Consider the following 24,713-nt stretch of genomic DNA (forward strand, 5'->3'; position numbering starts at 1 on the left):
GGAGATGGTCCGGGCCGGGTTCCGGATGCTCGTCGACTCCCAGGACGACATGGACGTCGTCGGCGACGCCGGCGACGGCGCAGTCGCCCTGGAACAACTCGCCGTGACGCGCGCCGACGTCGTGCTGATGGACGTCCGGATGCCCCGCATGGACGGCGTGGAGGCGACCCGGCGTCTGTTGGAGCGCCCCGACGCACCGCGCGTGGTGGTGCTGACCACCTTCGACCTCGACGAGTACGCCTTCGCCGCCATCCGTGCCGGGGCCTCCGCGTTCCTGCTCAAGGACGCCACCCCGCCTGACCTGCTCGGGGCGATCCGGGCCGTCCACGGAGGTGACTCGGTGGTGGCCCCCAGCACCACCCGTCGCCTGCTCGACCACTTCGCGTCCCTGCCGGAGGAGGTCGGGAGCGGCGGGGGAGAGGGCACGGGGCAGCCGGACACGTCCCGGTTGGCCGACCTCACCGAACGCGAACTCGACGTCCTGCGGCTGGTCGCCGCGGGCCGTTCCAACACCGAGATCGCCTCCGACCTCGTTGTCGCGGAGACCACGGTCAAGACCCACGTCGGACGTCTGCTCGCCAAGACCGGGTCCCGCGACCGGGTGCAACTGGTCGTGCTGGCCTACGAGACCGGGCTCGTCGTCCCGTGAGGTGACGCGGGAGTGCCCCGCGTCATCCTCAGGTAGGACACGGACCGGCCGCAGGTGGGGTCCGTGGGTGGATGTGTGAGGCGGTGAAAGACGGAATTCTGGTCACCATGACCACCACTCAGCTCGACCAGCACCAGCCCGGATCGGTCGTCGCGGCCCGCGCGACCGGCCTCACCAAGACCTACGGCCACGGGGAGTCGGCCGTCCACGCCCTGCGCGACGTGGACCTCGCCCTCCTCGAGGGCCGGTTCACCGCCATCATGGGGCCCTCGGGTTCGGGCAAGTCGACACTGATGCACTGCCTGGCCGGCCTCGACGCCGCCACCGCGGGCACCGTCGAGGTCGCGGGACGCGAACTCTCCGGGCTCGACGACACCGCGCTGACCCTGTTCCGCCGCGAACACATCGGGTTCGTCTTCCAGGCGTTCAACCTGCTCCCGATGCTGACGGCCCGTCAGAACATCCTGCTGCCGCTGGAGCTGTCCGGCGTCAAGGTCGACCGTGACCACTTCGACGAGGTCACCGCGATGCTCGGGATCACCGATCGCCTCGGGCACCTGCCCAGCGAACTGTCCGGTGGTCAGCAGCAGCGTGTGGCGATCGCGCGCGCCCTGGTGGCCCAGCCCGACGTCGTCTTCGCCGACGAACCGACCGGAAACCTCGATTCCGACTCCAGCGCAGAGGTGCTCGGCCACCTGCGTCGCTCGGTCAAGGAACGCGGCATGACGGTTGTGATGGTCACCCATGAGCTCGAGGCCGCTGCCTACGCCGACGACGTCGTCGTCATCCGTGACGGCCGGGTGGACGCCCACCTGATCGAACCGTCGCAGGACCAGCTCGTCGCCGTGCTGCGACGCAAGGTGGCGTGATGCGTACCGTCCTGCTCGCCTCCCTGAGGCACAACCGGCGCCGCTACGTCGCCTCCGCCATCGCCGTCGTCCTCGGTGTGGCGTTCATCGTGGCCACCAACGGCCTTGCCGGTGCGCTGGGCGCGGGCATGACCAAGGACGTCGCCGTCCCCTACACCGGTGCTGACGTCGTGGTCACCCTCGAGGGTTCCGGCCAGGACCGCGCGACGTTCCTGGCCCGGGCCGCGCGTGAGGGTGCCGTCGTCACCCCACAGATCACCAGGTGGATCACCGCCGAACACGACGACGAGGCAGTCGACCTCGTGGTCGGGGCCGTCGCCGACGACGCCTCCATGCAGTGGCAGGAGATCCGCGAGGGCCGGATGCCCCAGCGCGACGGCGAGGCCTTGATCGGCGAGAAGCGTGCCGTCGAGACCGGCCTCACCGTCGGCGACCGGATCACGCTCCCTCAGAGCGACGACGCTGCACCGCTCACCGTCGAGGTCGTCGGCATCTCGGGTGACATCACGATGGGTTACACCAACTTCTTCGTGCGTGCCGGGGATGCCGAACGAGCCGGTCTGGAGCCGTGGACGATGCTCGTGGGCGGTGAGACCGCGTGGATCGACGACGTCGACCTCGCGCTGAGCCAGATCAGCGCCCAACAGCAGATCCTCGACGACCAGACGTCGGTCACCCAGGGCGTCGACGTCATCGCGATCCTGGTGAGTCTGTTCGCCGCCATCGCCCTGATGGTCGCGATCCTCGTCATCACGAACACGTTCGCGATCCTCTTCGCCCAGCGGGCCCGCGACTTCGCGCTCCTGCGCTGCGTCGGCGTCACCGCCAAGCAGCTGCGCCGATCGGTCCGGGTCGAGGCGCTGGTCCTGGGTGTCGTCGCCTCCGTGCTCGGTGTGGCGCTCGGTGTCGCTCTCGCCTTCGGCATCGCCGCGCTGGCCGGGAACTGGGTGGACGTCCTGGGCACCGCCAGCTTCAGTACGGCATGGCTGGTCGCTGCGACGGTGATCGGAGTCGGTGTCACCCTGGCCGCTGCCTGGCTGCCCACCCGAGCCGTCACCCGGATCTCCCCGCTCGCCGCGCTGCGCCCCACCGAGGGCGTGAACGCGAAGAGCCGCGCCGGAGTGCTGCGCCTGCTCCTGGGCGCCGTCGTGGTCCTGGCTGGTGGCGCAGTGCTGGCGTGGAGTGTGCTGGAGGCCGACAAGGGATCCGACGCCGTCGACGCCAACGTCGTGCTGCTGGTGATGCTGGCCGGAGGCAGCGTCGCGTTCGTCGGCGTCCTGCTGCTGGGGCCCTGGCTGGTGCCCGGCCTGGTGCGTCTCGTGGGCCGTGTCGTCACCCGACGCGGTTCCGCCGGCGCCGTCACCCGTCTGGCCACGTCCAACACGGTCCGCAACCCCCGCCGCACGGCGACCACCGCTGCGTCGCTGATGGTGGGGGTCACCCTCACCACCGCGGTGCTGGCCGGACTCAACTCGGTGCGCGTCACACTCAACACCGAGATGGAGGGCTCCTACCCGCTGGACGTGGCGGTCCTGGCCACCCCCGGCGACCGCGACCTCGCCGGCGACTCCGGACGATCCCTGCTGACGGCTCTCGGCGCCCAGGACGAGATCGACGACGCGGTCCTCGTCGACGGCGCCCTGGTCACCCTCGGGACGACGGAGATCCGCGCTCTGGCCGTGACCGGCCAGGAGGGTCCCCTGCGCAACCACGACGACCAGTTCAACGGCGCTGACGTCCTCGTCGACGGTCAGGCGTACACCAGCCTGATGGACGACGACGTCGAGTACGAGGGCAACGGTGTGAAGGCCACCCTGACCGGCCCGCGGGGAAGCGTCGACGTCCTGGTGCGAGCCAACGACGCCTACGGGGCCGAGAGCGCAGCCGTGCGTCCCGACGTGCTCAGCACGGTGGCCGATCTGACTCCCACTGCCGTCTTCGCACGAGCAGCTGACGGCGCAGCGGCCACCGACGTCCAGACCGCCGTGTCCCGAGCTGGCGTCGAGGCAGGAATGGCAGTCAGTCAGAGCGGAGGCCACGCCGACCGCAGCTACTTCGACTCCCAGTTCACCGTGATCGCGGCAGCCGTCGTCGGCCTCCTCAGCGTCGCCGTGGTGATCGCCCTGATCGGCATCGGCAACACCCTGGGTCTCTCGGTCCTGGAGCGGACCCGCGAGAACTCGCTGCTGCGGGCGATGGGCTACACGAAGGCCCAGATGCGTCGCACGCTCGCCTGGGAAGGCGTCCTGGTGGCAACTGTCGCCACCCTCCTGGGCATCGTCATCGGGCTGACGTTCGCGTGGGTGGGGGTCAAGGTCCTCCTCGGCGGATTCCCGATCGCGAGTGAGTTCAGCGTCCCGGTGATCCAGATCGTCGTGATCGTCGCTGTCGCCCTGGCCGCAGGAGTACTGGCCAGCGTGGTGCCGAGCCGCAAGGCGGCCCGGATCAGCCCGGCGGCAGGGCTCACCCTCACCTGAGCCCGGATCCTGGTGCTTCGTCGTACACCGGCGCTGTGAACGTCGTCGGGTCGCCCCTGGGAACGGGGCGGCCCGACGACGTTCCAGCGCGTCTGCCTAGTGCTGGGTGCCCGAGGCGAGGATGAACGAGAACCCGCCGTCTGCCTCCAAGACGAGCAGTCGCACGTCGGCGAGGTCGGCGACGCCCTCGGCACGGGCTGCTTCGTGCAGGTCGTCGAGGGTGACGCGCTCACGTCGCATGGCGTCCCGGTCGGGCACGCCGTCGCGGAGAAGCACCGTCGCTCGCCCGTTGAGCAGAGGCCGCAGCCGCGGGAAGTGCAGCGACGCCCACGCCAGAGCGGCGTTCAGACAGACCAACGTGGCGATCGCGACGCCCGCGCCGGTCAGGGAGGTGTCCTCGGAAGTGATCGCACCAGCCATCAGGTCCCCGACGACGAAGATGACCACCAGGTCGACCGGTGACATCTGGGCGAGTTCACGCTTGCCCAACGCCCGCAACGCGAGCATCACCAGCACGAACGCGGCCAGGGTGTGCAACACCGTGCTGGTCACGGCAGCACCCACACCGTCGTCTCGAGGGAGGCGTCCGGTGCACGTTCGGGGAGTGCGTCGGGGATCCTGCTCCAGACCCAGGCAGAGACCGTCTCTCGGACCCGGCCGGCATTGCGGTCCACCGGCACCCGACCGCTCACCGTCGCGGCCGTCCCGGCCGGGAAGGTGAGTGCCCAGCCGTCGGCGCTCGCGTGCTCGGCCACGGGCCGGGGACGCACCGCTGTCGGACCGATGACGTCGACGAGGTCGCGGGGCAGGAACACCTGCACCCACCCGTCGGTGTCTGCGTCGCCGGGGACCTCGACCCGGAGTTCGGACTCGGTGCCCGCACGGACGAAGGCCTCGTGGGCCAGCTGCACCTCGCCAGCAGCGAGCGGGGCAACGGGTTCGGCCTCGGGCCACAGCGAGAGGGCACAGGCCAGCACCGTGACGGCGGCGAAGAATCCCAGCGCCACGGTCCGCCAGAGCCGCAGTCCGCGGCCATTGCGCGAGTCGTCGTCCCGGTCAGCGGTCGCCTCGAGATCGGCGACGGTGCTGGAGGACGAAGATTCCTGGTTCACGCAGGCGACACGATCAGTTCTTGACCACGCCGATCAGCAGCATCGCGGCCAGCACCAGCAGCATCACGATGATGAAGCCCGCGATCAGGAGGGGCTTGCCCTTCGAACCGGTCGGGTCCGCGGACGCCAAGCCGTCGTGGACGGACTCGTGGGCGTGCCGCAACCCGTCAGTCTTCTCGCCGGAGTAGTCGTGCAGACCTGAGGTGTCACCGTGGGCGGCCTGACTCGTGTCGCGGTGGTCGGGGGAGTTGTCGCTCATCTGGGGCTCCTGGGGGAGGTCCGTGCCGGAATGGTTCCGGTTGTCTCTCCACCATGCCCCTCCCGGCTCAGGTCCACAAGGAGTGCGGGTGAGCGGTCATCGGCGGTTGGCGTCACGCTGCATCGGCGGGCAGTTCCCACCGGGCGTGGTCACCAGCTCGAAGTGCCAGCCCTCGTTCGCGAAGGTGCGGCACAACCCGTAGTCGGCGCCGTGGTCGTGGAGCCACGCCGCAGCCGGTGGGGGACCGACGTCGACGGCGTCGCCAGTGACGTGGCGTGAGGTCTTTGGTGTCGCGGCCCACCGCAGGGCCTCGGTGAGGGAGCCGTGGGTGGCGACGGCCTCGTCGAGGAGGCGTTGCTGGTGGGCGGCGCTACGCCACCCCGAGTTGAGCCTCAGTCCGATCCCGGACGTGGCGGCGTCCCCGGCAGCCAGCCGGACAGCGCCCAGCAGATCAGGGTCGAGGCGGTCCACGGCGTCCCGGCCCGACTCGAAGGAGGAGTGCAGCCCTTCGACCTGCATCCCCTCCAGAGTGATCGGGTTCCGAGTCGAGTCCTCGCCTGATGAGGGCCACGACGCGGCCATCGCGACCCCGGCCGTGACAGCGGTGAGGACGAGGCCGACCAGGGACCGACGCCGGCGGCGGTTCGGGGTACCCGGGACCGGGGTCGAGTTCGAGGTCGAGATCGGGGTCGGGGTGTCAACGGGGAAGAGCAGCGTGGCGGTCATGGGACCAGCGTCGTCGTCGGGCCGGGGGCCGCACCTCCCCCTCAGGTGCCGTGCGGGTGGACGCAAGGTGGAACCTCGCAGCCCGTCGAGTGGTACCGGTGTGCCGCACGGCGGCCCGGCTCGTACTCTGGCCCGGAGGTCCACGGCACGACGAGGTGGCCCGGACCAGCAGCACACGCAGTGAGAGGGAACCCTTTTCGATGACCGTCCCCGCCCACCAGTCGCTCCCCGTTCCCGTCCGCGGGCAGGAACCCGAACCGACCCCGGCCGCCGTCGTCGCTCGCCTGAGCACCGACCGCAAGATCCGGATGCTGTCGGGACGCGACTTCTGGAACACCGAGTCCGGTCCCGGATTCGCGTCGGTGCTGTTCAGCGACGGTCCGCACGGGCTGCGCAAGCAGGTCGCCAGCGGTGACCACCTCGGACTCGGCGGTTCGGTCCCGGCGACCTGTTTCCCCACTGCCTCGGCGCTCGGTGCCACGTGGGACCCGCACCTGGTCGAGGAGATCGGGGTCGCGATCGGTCGTGAGGCAGCCGCTCAGGGCGTCGGCGTCGTGCTCGGGCCGGGTCTGAACATCAAGCGTCACCCCGGCGGTGGCCGCAACTTCGAGTACTTCTCCGAGGACCCGCTTCTGTCGGGCCACCTGGCCGCCGCAATGGTGCGTGGTCTGCAGTCGCAGGGGGTGGGTGCGTGTCTGAAGCACTTCGCCGCCAACAACCAGGAGTTCCACCGGATGCGTGTCGACACCCTCGTCGACGAGCGCACCCTGCGGGAGATCTATCTGACCGGCTTCGAGATCGCCGTGCGCGGCGCCAAGCCGTGGAGCGTCATGAGCTCCTACAACCAGCTCAACGGCGAGTACACCGGTGCTTCGAAGCACCTGCTCACCGACGTCCTGCGCACCGAGTGGGGCTTCGACGGCGTCGTCATGACCGACTGGCTCGGCGTCACCGACCGTCCGGCCGCGCTCAAGGCAGGGCTCGACCTCGAGATGCCGTCGAGCAACGGAGCCTGGGACGCACGAACCAAGGCCGCGCTCGACGCCCGACGGATCTCCGAGGACGACCTCGACCGCGCCTGCGAACGCGTCGTCGCACTGGCCCAGAAGGTCACCGCAGCTGCTGGTCGCCGGGCCGACGCCGCGGAACTGTCCGACCTCGACGCCCACCACCAGTTGGCCCGACGCGCCGCCGCCCAGGCAGCGACCCTGCTGACCAACGACGGCATCCTGCCGCTGGCGCCCACGCACGAGAAGATCGCCCTGATCGGTGCGTTCGCCGAGACGCCACGCTTCCAGGGCGCCGGCTCCTCGCTGGTCAACGCCACCCGCGTCGACAGCCTCAAGGACACCTTCGCTGCCCGCCTCGGCGGCCGCCACGAGATCACCTTCGCGCCCGGTTACGACGCCCGCACCGGCTCCACCGACCACACGCTGCTTGCCCAGGCCCGCAAGGTCGCGAGCGAGGCCGACGTGGTCGTGCTCGTCGTGGGCCTTCCCGCCAGCTACGAGACCGAGGGTGTCGACCGCACCGACCTGCGTCTGCCGTCCTCGCACGACGCCCTCGTCGAGCAGGTCTGCGCCGCCAACCCGCGCACCGTCGTCGTCCTCGTCAACGGCGCGCCGGTCACGACGCCGTGGGCTGACCGCCCCGCCGCTCTGCTGGAGGCCTACCTCGGCGGTCAGGCCGCCGGCGCCGCGATCACCGACGTGCTCGTCGGTGACGTCGAGCCCGGCGGTCGTTTGGCCGAGTCGATCCCGTACTCGATCCACGACGTGCCGGCCGACGCCGACTTCGCCCGCGTGCCCGCTCAGGTCCAGTACCGCGAGACCCACCATGTCGGGTACCGCTTCCACGACACGGCGTTCGACGGAGCCGTGCTCCCGGCCCGGTTCCCGTTCGGCCACGGCCTGGGCTACACGACCGTCGAGCTCAGCGACCTCGTGGTCGCGTTCGACGGCGACAAGATCAAGGTGGGCGTCACGGCCACCAACTCCGGCCCGCGCACCGGCGCGTCGGTGGTGCAGGTCTACGTCCACGACGTCGTCTCGTCGGTGGCACGTCCCGAGCAGGAGCTCAAGGCGTTCGAGCGGGTCTACCTGATCCAGGGCGAGTCGCGTCGGATCGAGTTCATGCTCGACTCCCGTGCGTTCGCGGTCTGGGACGTCGCCAGCCACGCCTGGGCGGTCGAGGCGGGCGACTACGAGATCCGGGTGGGCCGTTGTTCCTCGGTCGACCTGCCGCTGCGCCAGGTGATCGAGATCGGTTCCCACGACGTCGTCACGCCGGTCGAGGGCACTGCTGGTGCGGTCGCGACCAGTGCGGAGTTCGTGGGACTGCTCGGACGTCCGGTGCCGCTCCCGACGCCGGTCACCCCGTTCACCGAGGACTCCACCGTCGGCGACCTCGACGACACCTGGTTGGGTCGTCAGGCTCGCAAGGTGCTGGAGAACGCCGCGGTGTCGCGCGTGGAGGGTGGCCAGGAGGAGAACTCCGCGATGCTGGCCGCCGCCCTGGAGCAGTTGCCGCTACGGGCCGTGGTCGCGCTCTCGGGCGGCAAGCTCACCTTCAAGATGCTCGACGTCTCGCTCAAGGCGCTCAACGCCGCTCGTCGTAAGTAAGCCCTACTCCGGCCGGGCCGACTGCTCAGAACGAGACGTCGGCGCGCAGGTCCCCGTCGCGTCCCTCGCCGGTGGCCTGCGGCGTCCGGGTGGAGAACTGCTCGCGGTAGAGGCGGGCGTAGAGCCCGTTCTCGTCGGCGAGGAGTTCGGCGTGCGTCCCGTGCTCCACGAGACGCCCGTCGACGAGCCCGAAGATCACGTCGGCGTTGTGGATCGTGGAGAGCCGGTGCGCGATCGCCAGCGTCGTGCGCCCGTGCGTGGCCCGCTCCAACGCTTCCTGGACGAGGCGCTCGGTCTCGTTGTCGAGCGCGGAGGTGGCCTCGTCGAGGATCAGGATCCGGGGGTTCTTCAGCAGCACCCGCGCGATCGCGATCCGCTGCTTCTCGCCACCCGAGAGCCGGTAGCCGCGCTCGCCGGTGACGGTGTCGTAGCCCTCGGGGAAACTCATGATCCGGTCGTGGATGTTGGCGTCGCGGGCAGCCTGCACGATCTCCTCGCTGCTCGCGCCGGGCTTGGCGTAGGCGATGTTCTCGCCGATGGTGCCGTGGAACAGGTACGGCTCCTGGGTCACCATCCCGACGCAGTCCGCGAGCGAGGCCAGGGTGATGTCGCGGACGTCGATCCCGTCGATCAGGACCTGACCCTGTGAGACGTCGTAGAAGCGAGGCACCAGGTAGGTGGCCGTGGTCTTGCCCGAGCCGGACGGCCCGACGATCGCAGCCATCGTGCCGCCGGGGATCGTGAGGTCGAGGTCGGAGAGCGTCCAGGCGTCGGCCTGCGCGGTGGAGACAGCCTCCACCTTGCCCGAACCGTCCGCGAACCGGTCGCTGCGCGGTGCACCGGTCAGGGCACGGGCCTCGGGGTAACGGAAGAAGACGCCGCGGAACTCCACGTCACCGCGGAGTTCGTCGGGGCTGATCGTGCGGGCACCGGGACGGTCGACGATCGCCGGCTCCAGGTCGAGGTACTCGAAGATCCGACGGAACAGCGCCAACGAGGTCTGGACGTCGAGCGCGACCCGCATCAACTGCATCAGCGGCATCTGCAGCCGGGCCTGGACGGTCGTGAACGCCACCAGCGTGCCTGCGGTGATGCCTTGGTCGGCACCGGGGAAACGGCCCTGGATCAGGAAGCCCGCCACGAGGTAGATGATCGCCGGGGTGATGGCGAAGAACGTCTGGACGGTGGCGAAGAAGAGCCGTCCGGTCATCGCCTGCTCCACCTGCAGCTTGGTCTGCAGCTGGTTGGCGCGACGGTAGCGGTCGACCTCGGACTCGCCGCGGTTGAAGACCTTAGAGAGCAGGATCCCCGAGACGCTCAGCGACTCCTCGGTGATCGCCGTCATCTCCGACAGGTTCTCCTGGGTCTTGCGCGCCAGCACCTGACGCCGCTTGCCGACCTTGTTCTGCAACCAGATGAACAGCGGCATCAGCACCACCGTCAGGATCGTCAGCTGCCAGCTCAGCACCAGCATCGAGATCAGCGCCGCGATCACGGTGACGGAGTTCTGCAGGATCGACGTCATCGTGTCGGTCAGGACCGTGCGGACACCGGCGACGTCGTTGGCCAGACGCGACTGGATCGCACCGGTCTTGGTGGTGGTGAAGAACGCCAGTTCCATCTTCTGCAGGTGCGCGAAGAGGTCGCTGCGCAGGTCCGCCATCGCCGAGTTGCCGATCGACGACGTCAACCAGTTCTGGACGATCCCGAGCATCGCCGACAGGATCGGCAGGACACACATGCCGGCCACCAGCCAGCCCAGCAGGTCCATCCGGGGACCGCCCTCGACGAAGAGCGCGTCGTCGAACGTCGCCCTGGTCAGGAACGGCACCAGCGAGGACAGCACCGCGGAGAGCACCACGACGCCACCCACGGCGGCCATCTGGGAGCGGTAGGGCGCGAGGAGCCGGACGATCCGGCCCAACGCGGGTTTGTTGTCGGCCTTGATCTCCTCGTCGCTGAGGTGCGTGACCGCGGGTCCGCCTCGGGGCATGGGGCCTCCTGTGGAAGGTGTGGCCCGTCAGGGGGAGGGCCTGCGGTCAGTCTGCCCCGGCCCGCCGACGAACGTCAGGCATCGTCATGGGATCGACACCGACCGGGTGTGGGCATGCCCACCTTCGGGGGTGCGGGAGCGGAGGTGATGATCACCTCCAACCCTGTTCTCTGAGACGATGGGACGGTTGTGGACGAGGCGCCGGAGGCGGCGCGGGAGAGGCACTGAGCTTGAGCGAGATCGCTGCCGAGTTGGCGCGCGTGAAGAACGCGTTCGACCAACCCACCCTCACACTCCTGCACCAACGTCAGGCCCCGGTGGTGATCTCGGTCTTCCGCGCGGCGTTCGGCCGCAGCAACCGACCGATCCCCACCGCCCGCCTGCACACGCAGGTCGAGGAACACCTGGCCCAGGTGCGCGTCGCGGGGGAGAAGGACGTCCCGTCCGCCCCCGGGCGAGACCTGTGCCAGAAGTGGATGCGTGACCAGTGGCTGGTCCGTTCCCTCGACGAGCGCGGCCAGGAGGTCTACACGCTGACCTCGCACGCCCAGCAGGCGCTCGAACTGGTCAAGAACATGACCCGCGAACGCGCCACGCTGAGCGAACACCGGATCGCGACGATCCTGGGCACCGTGCGCCGCTTCAACTCCGAGGCCAACCCCGACCGGTCCGCGCGCGTCACGATCCTCGACGAGGAGATCGCGCGGATGACCGCCGAACGGGACCGTCTCCTCGGCGGCGCCGACCTGGTCACCGCCACCGACGACTACATGTCGGAGGGTTTCACCGAACTGCTGTCGTTGATCTCGGCGCTGCCCAGTGACTTCGCCCGCGTGGAGGAGCGTTTCGCCCAGATCCGCGGCGAGATCCTTACCGCGTTCCGCGCAGACGACCGCCCCGCCGGTGACGTCATCGACACCTACCTGGAACGAGCCGACGCGCTCATCACCGCCACCCACGAGGGTCGCGCCTTCGAGGGGGCGTTCGCGTTGCTGCGCGACGAGGGCCTGGTCTCCCAGCTCCGCGAGGACCTCAACGATCTGCTCGAACACCCCACTGCCGACCGGATCCTGCACGACGCCGACCGCGCCGAACTGCGCGGCACCGTCAAGCTGGTCCGTGAGGGTCTCGACCGGGTGCTCACCCAACGCTCCCGCGTCACCGCGACGCTCAAGGAGTACATCGTCTCCCACGACGCGGCCCGCGACCGCGAACTGGAGCAGACCCTGCGTGCGGTCGAGTCGGAGATGATGACGTGGATGGCCAGGACCGGTCCGCGTGCCTCCCACGACGTCGGCCTGCTGCCCTCACGCGTCGTCGTCGACCACCTGCGTGAGCGTTTCCACGACCCCGCCGACGACGTCCTGCCAGAACGCATCGGGACCAACGAGGCCCCCGAGGCGAACCCGAGGCTCTCGCTCGAGGCGGTCCGCGCCCAAGGCGGTCCGCAACTCGGTGACCTGCGCGAACGTCTTGAAGCAGCACTCGCCGGCCTCGTCCCCACCGGCACCCTCGGCGGCGTCTTCGACTCCTTGGAGGAGTCGATGCGTCGTCCGGTCGAGATCTTCGGCCTGCTGCACCTCGCCGCAGAGCGTGGCTGGAGCGGCGGCGACGACCTCGAGACCTATGTGACCCGACGTCCCGACGGCACGACGCGGGTCTTCGAGGTGCCGCGCACTGAACTGGGCACCGAGCTCGGCACCGCCCCTGATGTCGCCCCCGACGTCAACCTTGACCTCGCCCCTGACGCGACCCCCGACCCGACCCGTGACGAGAGTGACTCATGAGCGACGACGACCTCACCCCCGACGACGTGATGGAGCCCGTCGAGAGCGCCCTCGACGACGCCATCGACCCCGACGCCCAGTCCGGCCCTGACGAGGACGGCGTGGCCAGCCACGAGTTCGCCCACGACTCCGCCTCGGTCTCCCTGTTCGAGGGCGACGAGGGCACCCTGGAGGTCGCCCAGCGGCACGCACTGGTGACGCTGCTCAAGCAGCGCTTCATCTCCGCCCGCACCCACCCGCGGGACTGGCGCACCCTCGTCGAGCACGAGGGCCTGCTGCGCTCGCGCCTCAACGACCTCTTCCTCGAACTGCAGGTCGACCGCGAGCGCGAGGTCGCCTGGAAGCGTCAGGCCACCTCCGAGACCGCGGCGAAGTTCCCGACGCTGCTCCACGACACCGCGTGGTCGCGCGAGGAGACCCTGGTCCTGGTGCACCTGCGCGACCGCCTCCGCGCCGGTCTGGCCAGCGGTGAGAGCAAGGTCTTCGTCGACACCGACGACGTCCTCGACTACGTCGAGAGCTTCCGCCCGCTGCACGCCACCGACCCGGCCGGCGACGAGAAGCGGGCCCGCAACGCGGTGGCCGCCGTCGCCAAGGCAGGTCTGCTGATCTCCACCGGCACCGACGACCGGTTCGAGATCAGCGAGGCCGTCGAGCCGCTGCTGCCGCTGGAGCTGCTCAAGGAACTGCTCGCCGCACTTCAGCGGGCCAACGAGACGGTGCCGGTCGAGCCGGAGAAGATCGACGACCTGTTCGGTGACGAGCACACCGTCGAAGGCACCCCGTCCGGCGCCGACGCCGCCACGGGCACCGACACTGACGACGCGAAGGACGAGACGCGATGAGCGTGGGCGAGAACGAGACCACCTTCTCCGACGAGATCGCGGCCGAGCAGGGCGAGGGACTCTTCGACTCCGCCGTGGTCGCCACCCCCTCCGACGACACCATGCAGTGGCGCGCCCATCTCATGCAGCTGGTCAACTGGGGCGGCTTCTCCGGCCTGACCCGAGTGCCGCTGGGCGGCGACGCGACCATGATCTCCGGTGGTTCGGGCGCCGGTAAGTCGACGATCCTCGACGCCTACACCGCGCTGATGATGACCTCGGACACCAAGTTCAACGGTGCTTCCAACGACGCCGTCGCCGGTCGTGCCCGTTCGGCCGGTCAGCGCAACCTGCTCTCCTACCTGCGTGGCGCGGTCGACGTCGTCGACGACCCCCGCACCGGACGTCCGGTGGAGAAGTTGCTGCGCGGCAAGGGCGCCGACACCTGGGGTGCGGTGGCGATGACGTTCGTCAACGACCAGGGCGGCCAGTTCACCGCGCTGCGCACCTACTACGTGCCGCGTCGTGCGACCCGCTCCGGCGAGGTCCAGATGCAGTTGACGACCTTCGAGGGCCCGCTGGCCCTGGAGAACGCCGAGCTCGCGGTGGCCGAGCGTTTCCACGCCAACACCCTCAAGAAGCTGTTCCCCGGCATCCGGGTGCACCGCACCTACGCCGAGTTCGCCGCCGTCCTGCACGCGCGCCTCGGCATCGGTGCCAACGGCGACGGCGCGAAGGCGCTGCGTCTGCTGGCCCGGATCCAGGCCGGCAACCAGGTCCGCAGTGTCGACGAGCTCTACAAGGAGATGGTGCTGGAGCGGCCCGCGACGTATGCGGCTGCTGACCGTGCTGTCGAGCACTTCGACGACCTCGATGCCGCCTACACCGCGATGCGGACCGAGGAGCGCAAGCTCGAACTGCTCGGCCCGATCGTCGACCTCAACGAGCGCAAGCAGCAGGCGCGTCGTCGTCGTCACGCTCTCGACTCCTACGGTGTGACGTCCGAGGGCGACACCCCGCTGCGTCTGTGGCTCTACCGCACGCACCTGCGTCTGCTGGAGAAGTCGCTGGCCGGCAACAAGGCCGACCGCGAACACACCGCTGAGACGCTGGCCAGTTGCGTCGGGACCGAACGTGCCCTCGAGGTGGACGTCGAGAACGCCAAGGCCGCGCACCGCGCTGCTGGTGGCGCGACGCTGGAGTCGCTGGCTGCTTCCATCGCGCAGGAGGAGGCGGTCCTGGAGGAGCGTCGCCGTCGTCGCACCGAGGTGGAGCAGCGGGTCCTGCCGCTGTTGGAGTCCGGTACCGGCAGCGCCGACCGATTCGCCGCGGCGTTCGCCGACGCTGAAGCGTTCGCGAGCCTGCAGGCCGACGCCTCCGCGTGGCTCGACGCCCTCCCGGCCGAGCAGGCGCGCCTCAAGGGCGTCCGCGACGAGGTCCGTGACCGTCTCTACCCGGTCAAGCAGCGTCAGTCCGACGTCCGTCGCGAGCGTGCGGCGCTGGAGAACACCGGTGGTCGGGTGCCGGCGCGCATGCACGAGCTCCGTGAGGAGGTCGCGGCCGCGTCCGGTCTGGGCGTGGACGAGCTGCCGTTCGTCGCTGAACTGATCGACGTCGCCCCCGAGGACGTCCGGTGGCGCAACGCCGTCGAGACGGTCCTGGGCGGTGCCGCGCGTCTGATGCTGGTGCCCGAGGAGAAGCTCGACCAGTTCTCCGCCGCGATCGACGGTCTGCGTCTGCGGGGCCGCCTCACCTTCGAGGGCGTCCCGCTGAACATGTCCGAGCAGGGTCAGGGCGACCCGGCCCGGATCGCCGGCAAGCTGATCCACAAGGACTCCCCGTTCACCGGCTGGGTGCAGTGGTTCGTTCGTTCCCCCGAACGCAACGCGCTCTGCGTCGAGACCGCCGACGACCTGCGCGGCGACGGTTTCCGCGTGACGCTGGCCGGCCAGACCCGCAACGGTGCGCGCGGTGCCCACGGTCGCAACGACATCCGCAACATCATCGGTTTCTCCAACGAGGAGGCCGTGGCCGAGGCCGATGCCGAACTCGAGGCGATCGAGAAGGAACTCCAGGAGATCGACGCCGCCGTGGCCGCGGTCGAGCGTTCCGAGCGTGTCCTGCAGCAGCGCCGCACCGCCTACGAAGCATTGGTGCTGGTCCGCTTCGACGACATCGACACCGACGGTTCGCAGCGTCGCGTCGACGAGTTGGAGCAGCGTCGAGCCGACATCCTTGACGCCGACGACGAACTGAAGGTCCTCGAGGCCCAGATCGCCGAGCTCTCCGCCCGTCTGGAGGAGGCCCGCAAGGAGCGCTACGGCCTGGAGCAGACCCAGCGCACCCTCGCGGCCCAGCACGCCGAACTCGTCGACGACGAGGACACCGTCAAGGACCTCCTCGAAGAGGTCGAGAACCGTGGCAAGGTCACCCTCGACGAGGACCAGGCAGCGACGCTGGCCGAGGAGTTCACCGCCGCCGTGGCGCCCGGCGACCCCGACGCGCTCGACCGGTTCCAGGAGAACTCCCAGCGCCTGGCGCAGCGGCTGAGTGCGGCCGTGGAGGAGGTCGACTTCGAGGTCCGTCGGGTTGACGAGGAGCTCGCGCAGATCTTCAAGCTCTACAAGATGCAGTGGGACTCCCCGAACCTGGGTGCGAGCCCGGAGGCCTACAGCGACTTCGCCGCGATCCTCGACGAGATCCGCGGCACCGGTCTGGCAGCCCGCCGCGGTGAGTGGCGTCGTCGTCTGACCGAGTGGAGCGGTCAGGACCTGGTGCCGTTGGTGGGCGCGATGGCGTCCTCGGTGGAGGAGATCGAGGACCGTCTCGAACCGATCAACCAGATCCTGCGTCGGATCGAGTTCGGTGCGTCGGGCGACCGGCTCCGGATCCGTCTGCGTCGCCTCTCCCCGGTGCACCTGACGACGTTCATGAAGGACCTGCGCCACCTCGCCGCCGAGGCCCCGACCGACCTGGCCGAGGCCGACCTGGAGAAGCGCTTCATGGACCTGCGCCGGTTCATGAACCAGCTCCGCAAGCCGTCCGCGACGCTGGAGGGCACCTCCGACCGCGACCGTCTGCTCGACGTGCGTCGTCACGTGGAGATCAGTGCCGAGCGCTACGACCACGGCACCGGTGAGGTCACCGCGACGTACCGCACGTTGGGGGAGAAGTCCGGTGGTGAGTCCCAGGAACTGGTGGCGTTCATCGTCGGTTCGGCGTTGCGCTTCCGTCTCGGTGACGAGGCCCGCTCGCGTCCGCGCTTCGCGCCGGTGTTCCTCGACGAAGGTTTCGTCAAGGCCGACTCTGAGTTCGCCGGCCGCGCCGTGCGTGCCTGGAAGGAGCTGGGCTTCCAGCTCGTCATCGGTGTCCCGCTCGACAAGGTGACCGGTCTGGAGCCGCACATGGACGAGCTGCTGGCGATCACGAAGAACGCCACCACGCACCAGTCGTGGATCACGCCGATTATGGACGCCGTGCGGCGTGCCGAGCGCGACAGGGTCGACTCGGCCTGACCTTCCGGGCCATTCGCCCCCACTGCTTACCCCCTTCTGGGGATGACTGTGACCTGCTCACAAGTGGGTCACAGTCATCCCCAGGTGTGACATCTTGCTTCCCAAGCGCTGTGTCGCCCGTTACGTTGCCAGTGGTCGCGCAACTGCGAGCGGCTGACGCGAGGGGGGAAGATGACGGGGCAGGCGGGCGAGTTCCAGCGGTCTGGAATCCGTGTCCTTCGGACCCCGTCTCCCGAGGTCCACGACTCGCCCCACCTGGCTGCGGTACCGACGCCCCTCACCCGGCTCACCCGGATCTTCCCGGCTGCGCGTCCCCAGCTCTGGGCCAAGCTGGAGAACCTCCAGGTCTCCGGCAGCGCCAAGGAACGCCCTGCCGCCGCGATGGTCGAGGGGCTCGAGCGTGACGGGCTCCTGCGTCCCGGTGGCACGATCGTCGAGTCCACCTCGGGCAACCTCGGGGTGGCGCTGGCGCGTCGGTGTGCCGTCGCAGGTTACCGCTTCGTCGCCGTCGTCGACGACCGCGCCAACGAGGCGTCTGTCCGCACGATGCAGGCCTTCGGCGCCGAGATCGATCTGGTCGAGGTCGGCGTAGGTGGCAACCGGCTCGTGGCCCGGGTGGCCCGGGTCCGGGAACTCCTTGACCTGATCCCCGGCGCCGTCACCCCCGACCAGTACGCCCGCCCTGACAACCCGGCGGCGCACGAGGAGGGGACCCTGCCCGAGCTGGTCGCGGCGCTCGGGCGCCCTCCGACCCACCTCTATGTCGCCACCAGCACCGCCGGAACCCTGCTGGGCTGCCAGCAGGCCATTCGCAGCCACCGCTGGGGGACCACCCTCGTCGCGGTCGACGCGACCGGGTCCGCGCTCTGGGGAGGCGAACCCGGCGAACGCAAGATGCCCGGACTGGGCGCCGGCTTCGTCACCGAGCACGCCCTGCATGCCACCCCCGCCGTCGTCCACCGCGTCGACGAGTCCGACATGGTCCGCGGTTGCCGACTGCTCGCGCGCCGCGAAGGACTGCTCACGGGCGCGTCCACCGGTGCCATCGTCGCCGCGGTCGGTCGCGACCTCCCACACCTGGGTGAGGACGCGCTGGTCGCGATGCTCGTCCATGACGGCGGAGCCCCCTACCTGAACACCGTGTACGACGACGTGTGGGTCCGCGCCGAACTGGCCGACCCTGCCCGCGCTCTCGCCGAGGACGCGGGTGACTGGCCCTTCGCGGCGCTGGTCGACACACCTACTGGAGGAGTGGATCGTGCGAGCTGACCTGGTGGTCGTGGGTGGCGGCCCACGTGCCCTGCAGGCTTTGCTGGCTCTCGACGACGCTCTGGCTGCGGCGGAGGAACGCGGTCAGGGACTCGGTCGGGAGCTCGTGGTGGACCTCTTCGAACCGGGCAGACCCGGGGCCGGCGCCGTCTGGTGTCCCGACCAGCTGCCGCACCTGCTGATGAACCTCGACCCCAGCAGCGTCGACTTCAGATCCCGGTCCGGGACGGTCAGCCACGACTACCGCGCCTGGGAACGGTGCGTGCGGTACGTGCCGCTGAGGTACCCGCCGCGGGCGCGGATGGGGCTCTACCTGGTCTGGGTCTTCGGCTGCGTCGAGCGCTCCCCACGCCTGCGGATCAGGCACCGACGGGAGGCCGTCACCGGACTCGTGCGAGGCCGGGAGGGGTGGGACGTCCTCACCGAGGGGGGCGCCGCCCGCACGGTGGCCCCGCGGGTCGTGCTGGCCACCGGGCACGCCGGCGGCGGAGCAGTCGACCACACCGAGCTCGCCGCGGACGTGGCCCGTCGTGGTCCCGGAGCACACGTCGCGGTTCGCGGTGCCGCCCTCACCGGGATCGACACCGTCCTGACCCTGACGGCCGCCCGCGGCAGCCGCTGGTTCGCCGACGGTTCACCCGAGCCCGAGCAGGCCCCTGTGCCGATCGGTTCAGGGCTCACGTGGGTGCCCTCGGGGCAGGAGCCGGACCGGATCACCCTCGTCTCCCGCTCCGGTGAGCTCCTCATGCCCAAGCCCGACGTGCTGGACCCCGCCGTGGTGGAGGCCGTGCGATCGGTGACGTCCCGCTGGCGTCCAGGCGCGGTCCCCGACGACGGCTGGTGGGACGTGCTGGTCGACGCCGCCGCTGCGGCAGCCCACGCCAGCGGCCGCCGTTTCGTCCGGGACTCCGCCCACGTCGTCCTGGCCCGCGGACGTGACGAGGAACCGTGGCAGGAACGCTGGCTGCGCGACCTCGACCGAGCCGAGGGGAACCACCCCTGCGCCTCGTCCACCACTTCCTTCGACGAGGCAGCGTGGTGGCTCGGCCGGGCCTGGGCCGCCGGGTACGCCCACGTCGTCGCCTCATTGGACCGTAGTGTCCGCCCCGAGCACGAGTGGCGTCGGTGGCGTGAGCGGGCAGCACGACTCGAGCGTTGGGCCTTCGGTCCGCCGGCGGAGACCGTCCGGAAACTCCTGGCGTTGGGGGAGGCCGGGATGCTCGACGTGGCCCGCTCCGTGCCCGCCGAGGCGACGGTCGAGGTCGACGCGATCACTCGTGGGCCGGGCGTCCTGGACGACCACCTCGGAGCGGACGGGGCCGAACCGCGAGCCCATGACTCGCTCTGGGCCACCCTGCTCGACCTCGGCCAGGTGCAGGTGCGTCCCGGCGAACGCGGCGTCCTCACCACCGCGTCGGGTCAGTGCATCTCGCCCGAAGGCCGAGGGACGCCGGGGCTCAGCGTGCTGGGGCGGCCGACGGAGGACCCTGTGATCGGGCACGACACCCTGCTGCGGCTGCACGCCGACGTGGAACGCTGGGCCGAGCGGATCGCAGCCGAGATGGTGGCCGGGCGGGCCGTGATGCCTCGTCAACGCGGCGCCAAGCTCCGCACGGCCGCTGCTGGTGCCGCGACGGCGGCGGTGGGGGAGGCGTGACTCCGAAGCACCGTACGGCAGACCTCCGGGCGCGGTGCCGCGGAGTGCTGCCGCTGGACGCGCGTCTGGAGGAGTGGGCTGTCGATCTGCTGTCGGACCCGACGCAGGTCGCGGACCTCGTGAGCCGTCACGGATCGCCGGTCAACGTCCTCGACTTCACTCCGTTGGCGCGCAACGCCTCCGAGCTGCTCCAGGTGGGCCACGCGCACGGCGTCCAGACCCGACTCTTCGTGGCCCGCAAGGCGAACAAGGCGATCGGCCTGGTGCGCGCTGCCCGCGAGGCACACCTCGGGGTCGACGTCGCCTCGCTGGGGGAGCTGACCCAGTGCCTCGACCTCGGCGTCACCGGCGAGGACCTGGTGGTCACCGCGGCGGTCAAGGGCATGGCGCTCCTCGACACGTGCGTCGCCCATGACGTTCCCGTCAGTGTCGACAACCTCGACGAGTTCGACGACCTGGTCGACGCCGCGCGCAGGGGCCGCAGGGTCGCCCGGGTCGCGTTGCGGCTCTCCGTGGAGGACGTCGCGCCCACCCGTTTCGGTCTCTCGGGAGAGCGCTGGCTCGAGGCGCTCGCCGAACGCGACCGGTCGACCCAGCAGTGGGCACGGATCGAGGGCGTCCACTTCCACCTCAACGGGTACGACCCCGCCGAGCGGGCCACGGGACTGCGGGAAGCGGTCGGTCTCGTCGACACGCTGCGCGCTGCGGGGCACCCGGTGCGGTGGATCGACATCGGTGGCGGAGTCCCGATGAGCTACCTCGTCGACGAGCGGCAGTGGCGCACCTTCTGGCGTCGGGTGGCCCAGGCCGAGGGCGACGAAATCACGTGGAGGGGGGATCGGCTCGGTCTGCTCGACCCGTCCGCCCCACGTCCCTCGCCGACGCTGTACCCGTACTGGCAGCGCGAGGTCCGCGGGCAGTGGCTCCACCGGGTGCTGGAGGCCCCGGCCGTGCCCGGTGACGTCGGCGGCGACACCATCGCCGACCTGCTGCGTGACCGCACCCTCGAACTACGTCTCGAGCCCGGTCGCGCCCTGCTCGACGGATGCGGGATGACGCTCGCCGCCGTCGCCGCGCGCAAGGAGACCAATGACGGCACGCCGCTGGTGGTGCTGCACATGAACCGGACCCAGGTGCGTTCTACGTCGGCGGACTTCCTCGTCGATCCTCTGCTGGTGCGTCCGCCCGACGCCCGCCCGGCGGCGCAGCCCGGGGACGGCTTCCTCGTGGGCGCCTACTGCGTCGAGGAAGAGCTCATCCTGAGACGACGCCTCACCTTCCCCGACGGGGTCTCGCGCGACGACGTCCTGGCGTTCCCCAACACCGGTGGCTACCTGATGCACATCCTGGAGAGCGCCTCGCACCAGCTGCCGCTCGCGGCCACGCTGGTGCACACCGCGGGCGGGTGGGAACGCGACCCGATCGACGCGGTGTCGACCGCGCGCTCAGGGGTCGCGGAGGCAGCCCTCTAGAATCGCCGCCATGGCTGACACTCTTCCCCCGTGCCCCCGGTGCTCGTCGGAGTACACCTACGAGATGGGCGAGCTCCTGGTCTGCCCCGAGTGCGCCCACGAGTGGTCGCCGTCGGAGGAGGCCGAGGCCGAGCTGGCCGCGCAGGTGAAGGACTCCGTGGGCAACGTGCTGGAGGAAGGCGACACCGTCACCATCATCAAGGACGTCAAGGTCAAGGGCGCCGGCGGCGGCACCGTCAAGGTCGGCACCCGCGCGAAGGGCATCCGCATCATCAACGGTGTCGGCGACCACGACCTCGAGGGCAAGGTCGACGGCTTCGGCGTCCTGCAGCTCAAGTCGAGCATCGTCAAGAAGGTCTGACGCTCCTCAGAACCACCGAGTGGTCAGTTGTCGACGTCGTGAGGCTCTCCGGCGTCGACAACTGACCACTCTGCATTTCAACGGGCATTTCAATGGCCAGCGGCTCAGTCGCGGCCGCGTTGCCAGGAGTCCAGCACCATCAGGGTCTTGGTCCCGATGACGTGCCCGCCGCGTCGGATCCGGTCGATCACCTGGTGCAGGTGGCTGAGGTCGTCGAGGCGGAAGTGCACGATGGCGTCGGGGTCACCGGCGACGGTGTAGACGGCCGTCACCTCGGGGATGCCCTTCACTGACGCGGTGATGTCGGAGACCTTGGTGTCGCCGGCGAAGCGGAGCTCGGCGAATGCCTCGAACGTGGGGGAGAGGCCACTCTCGTCGACGACGGCGGTGTAGCCGGTGATGATGCCGCGGTCCTCGAGGCGTTCGATCCGACGACGGACCGGGCTGGGGGAGAGCCCGACGATGTCAGCGACCTCCTTGACGGAACGTCGTCCGTCCTCGATCAGGAGGTCGAGAATACGACGGTCGACGGAGTCGATCTCAGTGAGTGCCATGCGCCCGAATCTACTTCCCTGGCGCACAGATGTGGCGCACAGGGATGGATTCAAGGGTGGAAGCGAGCAAATGGGGGGCGGTTTGCGCCTCGTGCTTGCGCGCGTGCGTGAGCCGTTCAATTCTGTACATGTTGTACTGAGTGAACGGAGCCCCGTCGTGACGATCGACCCCACCCCCCAGGTTCTCTCCAGCAGCCTCACCGCTGCGGAACAGGCCACGCTGCGAGAGATCTCCCAGCGGGTGCTGTGGCTCTCGTCGGCGATGATCAACGAGGCCAACCGCGGCCGCGTCAACACCTCCGGCGTCAAGGTCGGCGGCCACCAGGCGTCGTCCGCCTCGATGATCGACATCATGGTCTCGCTCTGGTTCCACGAGCTCACGCAGTACGACCGCGTCTCGGTGAAGCCGCACGCCTCCCCGGCGCTGCACGCGATCAACCACCTCCTGGGTGACCTCGACGTCAAGTACCTCACCACCCTGCGCGAGAAGGGCGGACTGCAGTCCTACCCGAGCCGCCTCAAGGACCCCGACACCGTCGACTTCTCCACCGGTTCGGTCGGCATCGGCGCCACTGCCGCGCTCTGGGCCGCGATGGGGCACCGCTACGTCGCGTCGCGCTTCCCCGAGACCCCGAAGGCCGGCCGCTTCATCTCGCTGCTCGGTGACGCCGAGCTCGACGAGGGCGCGATCTGGGAAGCCGTCGCCGACCCGGCCGTCGCCTGCCTGGGTGAACTGCTCTGGATCGTCGACCTCAACCGTCAGTCCCTCGACCGCGTCGTTCCCGACATCCAGACCCAGCGTCTGCAGGGCATGTTCGAGGCCGCCGGCTGGCAGGTCATCACGCTCAAGTGGGGCTCCACGATCTCCGCGCTCTTCAACCGCCCCGGCGGTGACGAGCTGCGCCAGCGTCTCGAGGACATGCCGAACGAGGAGTACCAGCGGATGCTGCGTGCCCCCCAGGACGAGGTCGCCGCCCGCATCCTCGGCTCCGACGCCCCCGCGGCGCTCTCCGAGTTGCTCGCCGGCGTCACCGCTGACGAACTCGCCATCGCGATCCGTGACCTGGGCGGCCACGACATCGGTCTGCTCACCGACGCCTACCGGGCCGTCGACGACACCCGCCCGACCGTCATCTTCGCCTACACCGTGAAGGGTCGCGGCCTGCCCACCGAGGGCCACCCCAACAACCACTCCGCCCTCATCACCGAGGCGCAGATGCTCGAGCTCGCCGCCGCCTCCGGGGTGGACCCGGCCCAGCCGTGGGAGCCGCTTCCGGCCGGCCCGGCCGCCGACCTGTGCCGCGCCCGTGGCGAGGTGCTCAGGCGTGACGCGATCACGCCCACCCCGAAGATCAAGGTCCCCGCAGCGCTGGGACGTGCCCACCGTGCCCCGATCTCCACGCAGGCCGCACTGGGACGTCTGCTCACCGACCTCACGCGTGAGGCCCCCGAGGTCGCGGCCCGTGTCGTCACCTGCGCCCCCGACGTCGCCTCGTCCACCAACCTCGGCGGCTGGATCAACAAGACCGGCGTCTGGTCGGTCAACGACCGTCGTGACTGGTTCGCCGACGACGCCGAGCGGGTCCTGAAGTGGTCGGAGGGAACCGACGGCCAGCACATCGAGCTCGGCATCGCCGAGGTCAACCTGGTCTGCCTGCTCGGTGAGCTCGGCGCCACCTGGTCGCGCTGGGGCGAGCGCCTCATCCCGATCGCCACCGTCTACGACCCCTTCATCCCGCGTGCCCTGGAGCCGTGGTCCTACGGCATCTACTCCGGCGGTCAGTCGATCATCATCGGCACCCCGTCCGGCGTCACGCTGGCCCCCGAGGGAGGCGCGCACCAGTCGATCTACACCCCGTCCATCGGGCTGGAGCAGCCCCAGTGCATCGCCTGGGAGCCGGCGTTCGCCCAGGACCTCGAGTGGACGATGCTGGCCGCGATGGAGCAGGTCGGCGTCGAGGGCGGCACGTCGTCCTACTTCCGCCTCACCACTCGTCCGTTGCCGCAGGACCTCGCCAACCTGCCCACCGACGCCACGCTGTTGGAGCGTCGTCGCAAGCACGCAGTCGCTGGTGGCTACCGCCTCACCGACCACGACCCGGCCACCGAGCAGGTCACCCTCGTCGGTGTCGGCGCGATCATGCCTGAGGTCATCGCTGCCGCCGAGGCGCTGAAGGCCCAGGGCATCGTCGCTGGTGTGGTCTGCCTGACCAGCCCCGACCTGGTGTTCCGTTCGTTCAACCGACGTGGTTCGGTCGGCAGCGCTGCCGCGAAGGCAGGCGACGACATCGTCGACGTGCTGTTCCCCGAGCAGCACCGCGCACCGATCGTGACCGTCATGGACGGCCACCCGCACACGCTCTCCTACCTGGCGGGTGTGCGCGGCGACCGGATCAAGTGCCTCGGCGTCAGCGACTTCGGTCAGTCGTCCAACCTGGCTGACGCGTACGCACTGCACGGCATCGACACCGACGCGATCGTCGACGCCTCCCTGGGGCTGCTGGGTCGCTGACCTGCCTCAGCTTCGTCGGGACGTCATAGGGATCGGGGCCTCTGGCCCTCGATTCC

General features: G+C 70.0%; 18 protein-coding genes. 12 read left to right on the forward strand and 6 right to left on the reverse strand.

Annotation, left to right across the window (positions count from 1 at the left end):
- The first annotated feature begins 4 nt into the window (after positions 1-4).
- The 3 genes from EOV43_RS06155 (at position 5) to EOV43_RS06165 (ending at position 3,995) form a co-directional block, all read left to right on the forward strand.
- The gene (locus EOV43_RS06155) at positions 5-649 is read left to right on the forward strand and encodes a response regulator (RefSeq protein WP_128222174.1); all 645 of its coding nucleotides are present in this window, start codon (positions 5-7) and stop codon (positions 647-649) included.
- 107 nt (positions 650-756) lie between these two features.
- Positions 757-1,518, forward strand: coding sequence for an ABC transporter ATP-binding protein (locus EOV43_RS06160; protein WP_128220202.1), 762 nt, complete (start codon positions 757-759; stop codon positions 1,516-1,518).
- Positions 1,518-3,995: an ABC transporter permease gene (locus tag EOV43_RS06165; RefSeq protein WP_128220204.1), complete on the forward strand. Its 2,478-nt coding sequence runs from the start codon at positions 1,518-1,520 to the stop codon at positions 3,993-3,995. Before EOV43_RS06160 ends, EOV43_RS06165 begins: the two co-directional genes overlap by 1 nt.
- 96 nt (positions 3,996-4,091) lie before the next feature.
- Here the strand turns inward: EOV43_RS06165 and EOV43_RS06170 are convergent, their stop codons facing one another.
- The 4 genes from EOV43_RS06170 to EOV43_RS06185 form a co-directional block, all read right to left on the reverse strand.
- Positions 4,092-4,547, reverse strand: coding sequence for a DUF421 domain-containing protein (locus EOV43_RS06170; protein WP_128220206.1), 456 nt, complete (start codon positions 4,545-4,547; stop codon positions 4,092-4,094).
- Positions 4,544-5,107 carry a hypothetical protein gene (locus tag EOV43_RS06175; protein ID WP_128220208.1) on the reverse strand — a complete coding sequence of 188 codons (564 nt, stop codon included), beginning with the start codon at positions 5,105-5,107 and terminating at the stop codon, positions 4,544-4,546. Before EOV43_RS06175 ends, EOV43_RS06170 begins: the two co-directional genes overlap by 4 nt.
- Positions 5,108-5,120: 13 nt before the next feature.
- Positions 5,121-5,366 carry a hypothetical protein gene (locus EOV43_RS06180; protein WP_128220210.1) on the reverse strand — a complete coding sequence of 82 codons (246 nt, stop codon included), beginning with the start codon at positions 5,364-5,366 and terminating at the stop codon, positions 5,121-5,123.
- Between the two features lie 96 nt (positions 5,367-5,462).
- Positions 5,463-6,092 (reverse strand): M15 family metallopeptidase, encoded by a 630-nt coding sequence (locus EOV43_RS06185; protein WP_206611404.1) that lies wholly within the window; start codon positions 6,090-6,092, stop codon positions 5,463-5,465.
- 200 nt (positions 6,093-6,292) lie between these two features.
- On the opposite strand from EOV43_RS06185, the gene EOV43_RS06190 reads away from it, so the two are divergent.
- On the forward strand, positions 6,293-8,713 hold the full coding sequence (locus tag EOV43_RS06190) for a beta-glucosidase family protein (RefSeq protein WP_128220212.1): 2,421 nt from the start codon (positions 6,293-6,295) through the stop codon (positions 8,711-8,713).
- Between the two features lie 25 nt (positions 8,714-8,738).
- On the opposite strand, the gene EOV43_RS06195 is transcribed toward EOV43_RS06190, so the two are convergent.
- Positions 8,739-10,706, reverse strand: coding sequence for an ABC transporter ATP-binding protein (locus tag EOV43_RS06195; protein WP_128220214.1), 1,968 nt, complete (start codon positions 10,704-10,706; stop codon positions 8,739-8,741).
- A gap of 230 nt (positions 10,707-10,936) precedes the next feature.
- Here EOV43_RS06195 and EOV43_RS06200 point away from each other — a divergent pair, with 230 nt between their 5' ends.
- The 7 genes from EOV43_RS06200 to EOV43_RS06230 all read left to right on the forward strand — a co-directional run bounded on the left by EOV43_RS06200 (position 10,937) and on the right by EOV43_RS06230 (position 21,591).
- Entirely contained in the window at positions 10,937-12,493 is a 1,557-nt protein-coding gene (locus EOV43_RS06200; protein ID WP_128220216.1) for a DUF3375 domain-containing protein, read from the forward strand.
- Positions 12,490-13,338: a DUF4194 domain-containing protein gene (locus EOV43_RS06205; RefSeq protein WP_128220218.1), complete on the forward strand. Its 849-nt coding sequence runs from the start codon at positions 12,490-12,492 to the stop codon at positions 13,336-13,338. Before EOV43_RS06200 ends, EOV43_RS06205 begins: the two co-directional genes overlap by 4 nt.
- A complete protein-coding gene (locus EOV43_RS06210; protein WP_128220220.1) occupies positions 13,335-16,832 on the forward strand; it encodes an ATP-binding protein in 3,498 nt (1,165 codons plus the stop codon). Before EOV43_RS06205 ends, EOV43_RS06210 begins: the two co-directional genes overlap by 4 nt.
- Positions 16,833-17,003: 171 nt before the next feature.
- Positions 17,004-18,101, forward strand: a complete 1,098-nt coding sequence (locus EOV43_RS06215; RefSeq protein WP_128220222.1) for a cysteine synthase family protein — start codon at positions 17,004-17,006, stop codon at positions 18,099-18,101.
- The gene (locus EOV43_RS06220) at positions 18,091-19,758 is read left to right on the forward strand and encodes an FAD/NAD(P)-binding protein (protein WP_128220223.1); all 1,668 of its coding nucleotides are present in this window, start codon (positions 18,091-18,093) and stop codon (positions 19,756-19,758) included. The genes EOV43_RS06215 and EOV43_RS06220 overlap by 11 nt, the downstream gene beginning before the upstream one ends.
- Positions 19,755-21,230: an alanine racemase gene (locus EOV43_RS06225; RefSeq protein ID WP_128220225.1), complete on the forward strand. Its 1,476-nt coding sequence runs from the start codon at positions 19,755-19,757 to the stop codon at positions 21,228-21,230. Before EOV43_RS06220 ends, EOV43_RS06225 begins: the two co-directional genes overlap by 4 nt.
- 10 nt (positions 21,231-21,240) lie before the next feature.
- A complete protein-coding gene (locus EOV43_RS06230) occupies positions 21,241-21,591 on the forward strand; it encodes a zinc ribbon domain-containing protein YjdM (RefSeq protein ID WP_128220227.1) in 351 nt (116 codons plus the stop codon).
- Between the two features lie 104 nt (positions 21,592-21,695).
- On the opposite strand, the gene EOV43_RS06235 is transcribed toward EOV43_RS06230, so the two are convergent.
- Positions 21,696-22,145 carry an Lrp/AsnC family transcriptional regulator gene (locus EOV43_RS06235; protein WP_128220229.1) on the reverse strand — a complete coding sequence of 150 codons (450 nt, stop codon included), beginning with the start codon at positions 22,143-22,145 and terminating at the stop codon, positions 21,696-21,698.
- A gap of 157 nt (positions 22,146-22,302) precedes the next feature.
- On the opposite strand from EOV43_RS06235, the gene EOV43_RS06240 reads away from it, so the two are divergent.
- Positions 22,303-24,657, forward strand: a complete 2,355-nt coding sequence (locus tag EOV43_RS06240; RefSeq protein ID WP_239022250.1) for a transketolase-like TK C-terminal-containing protein — start codon at positions 22,303-22,305, stop codon at positions 24,655-24,657.
- Positions 24,658-24,713: the final 56 nt, after the last annotated feature.

Origin of the sequence: Nocardioides yefusunii (assembly GCF_004014875.1) — a bacterium.
Lineage (GTDB): Bacteria > Actinomycetota > Actinomycetes > Propionibacteriales > Nocardioidaceae > Nocardioides > Nocardioides yefusunii.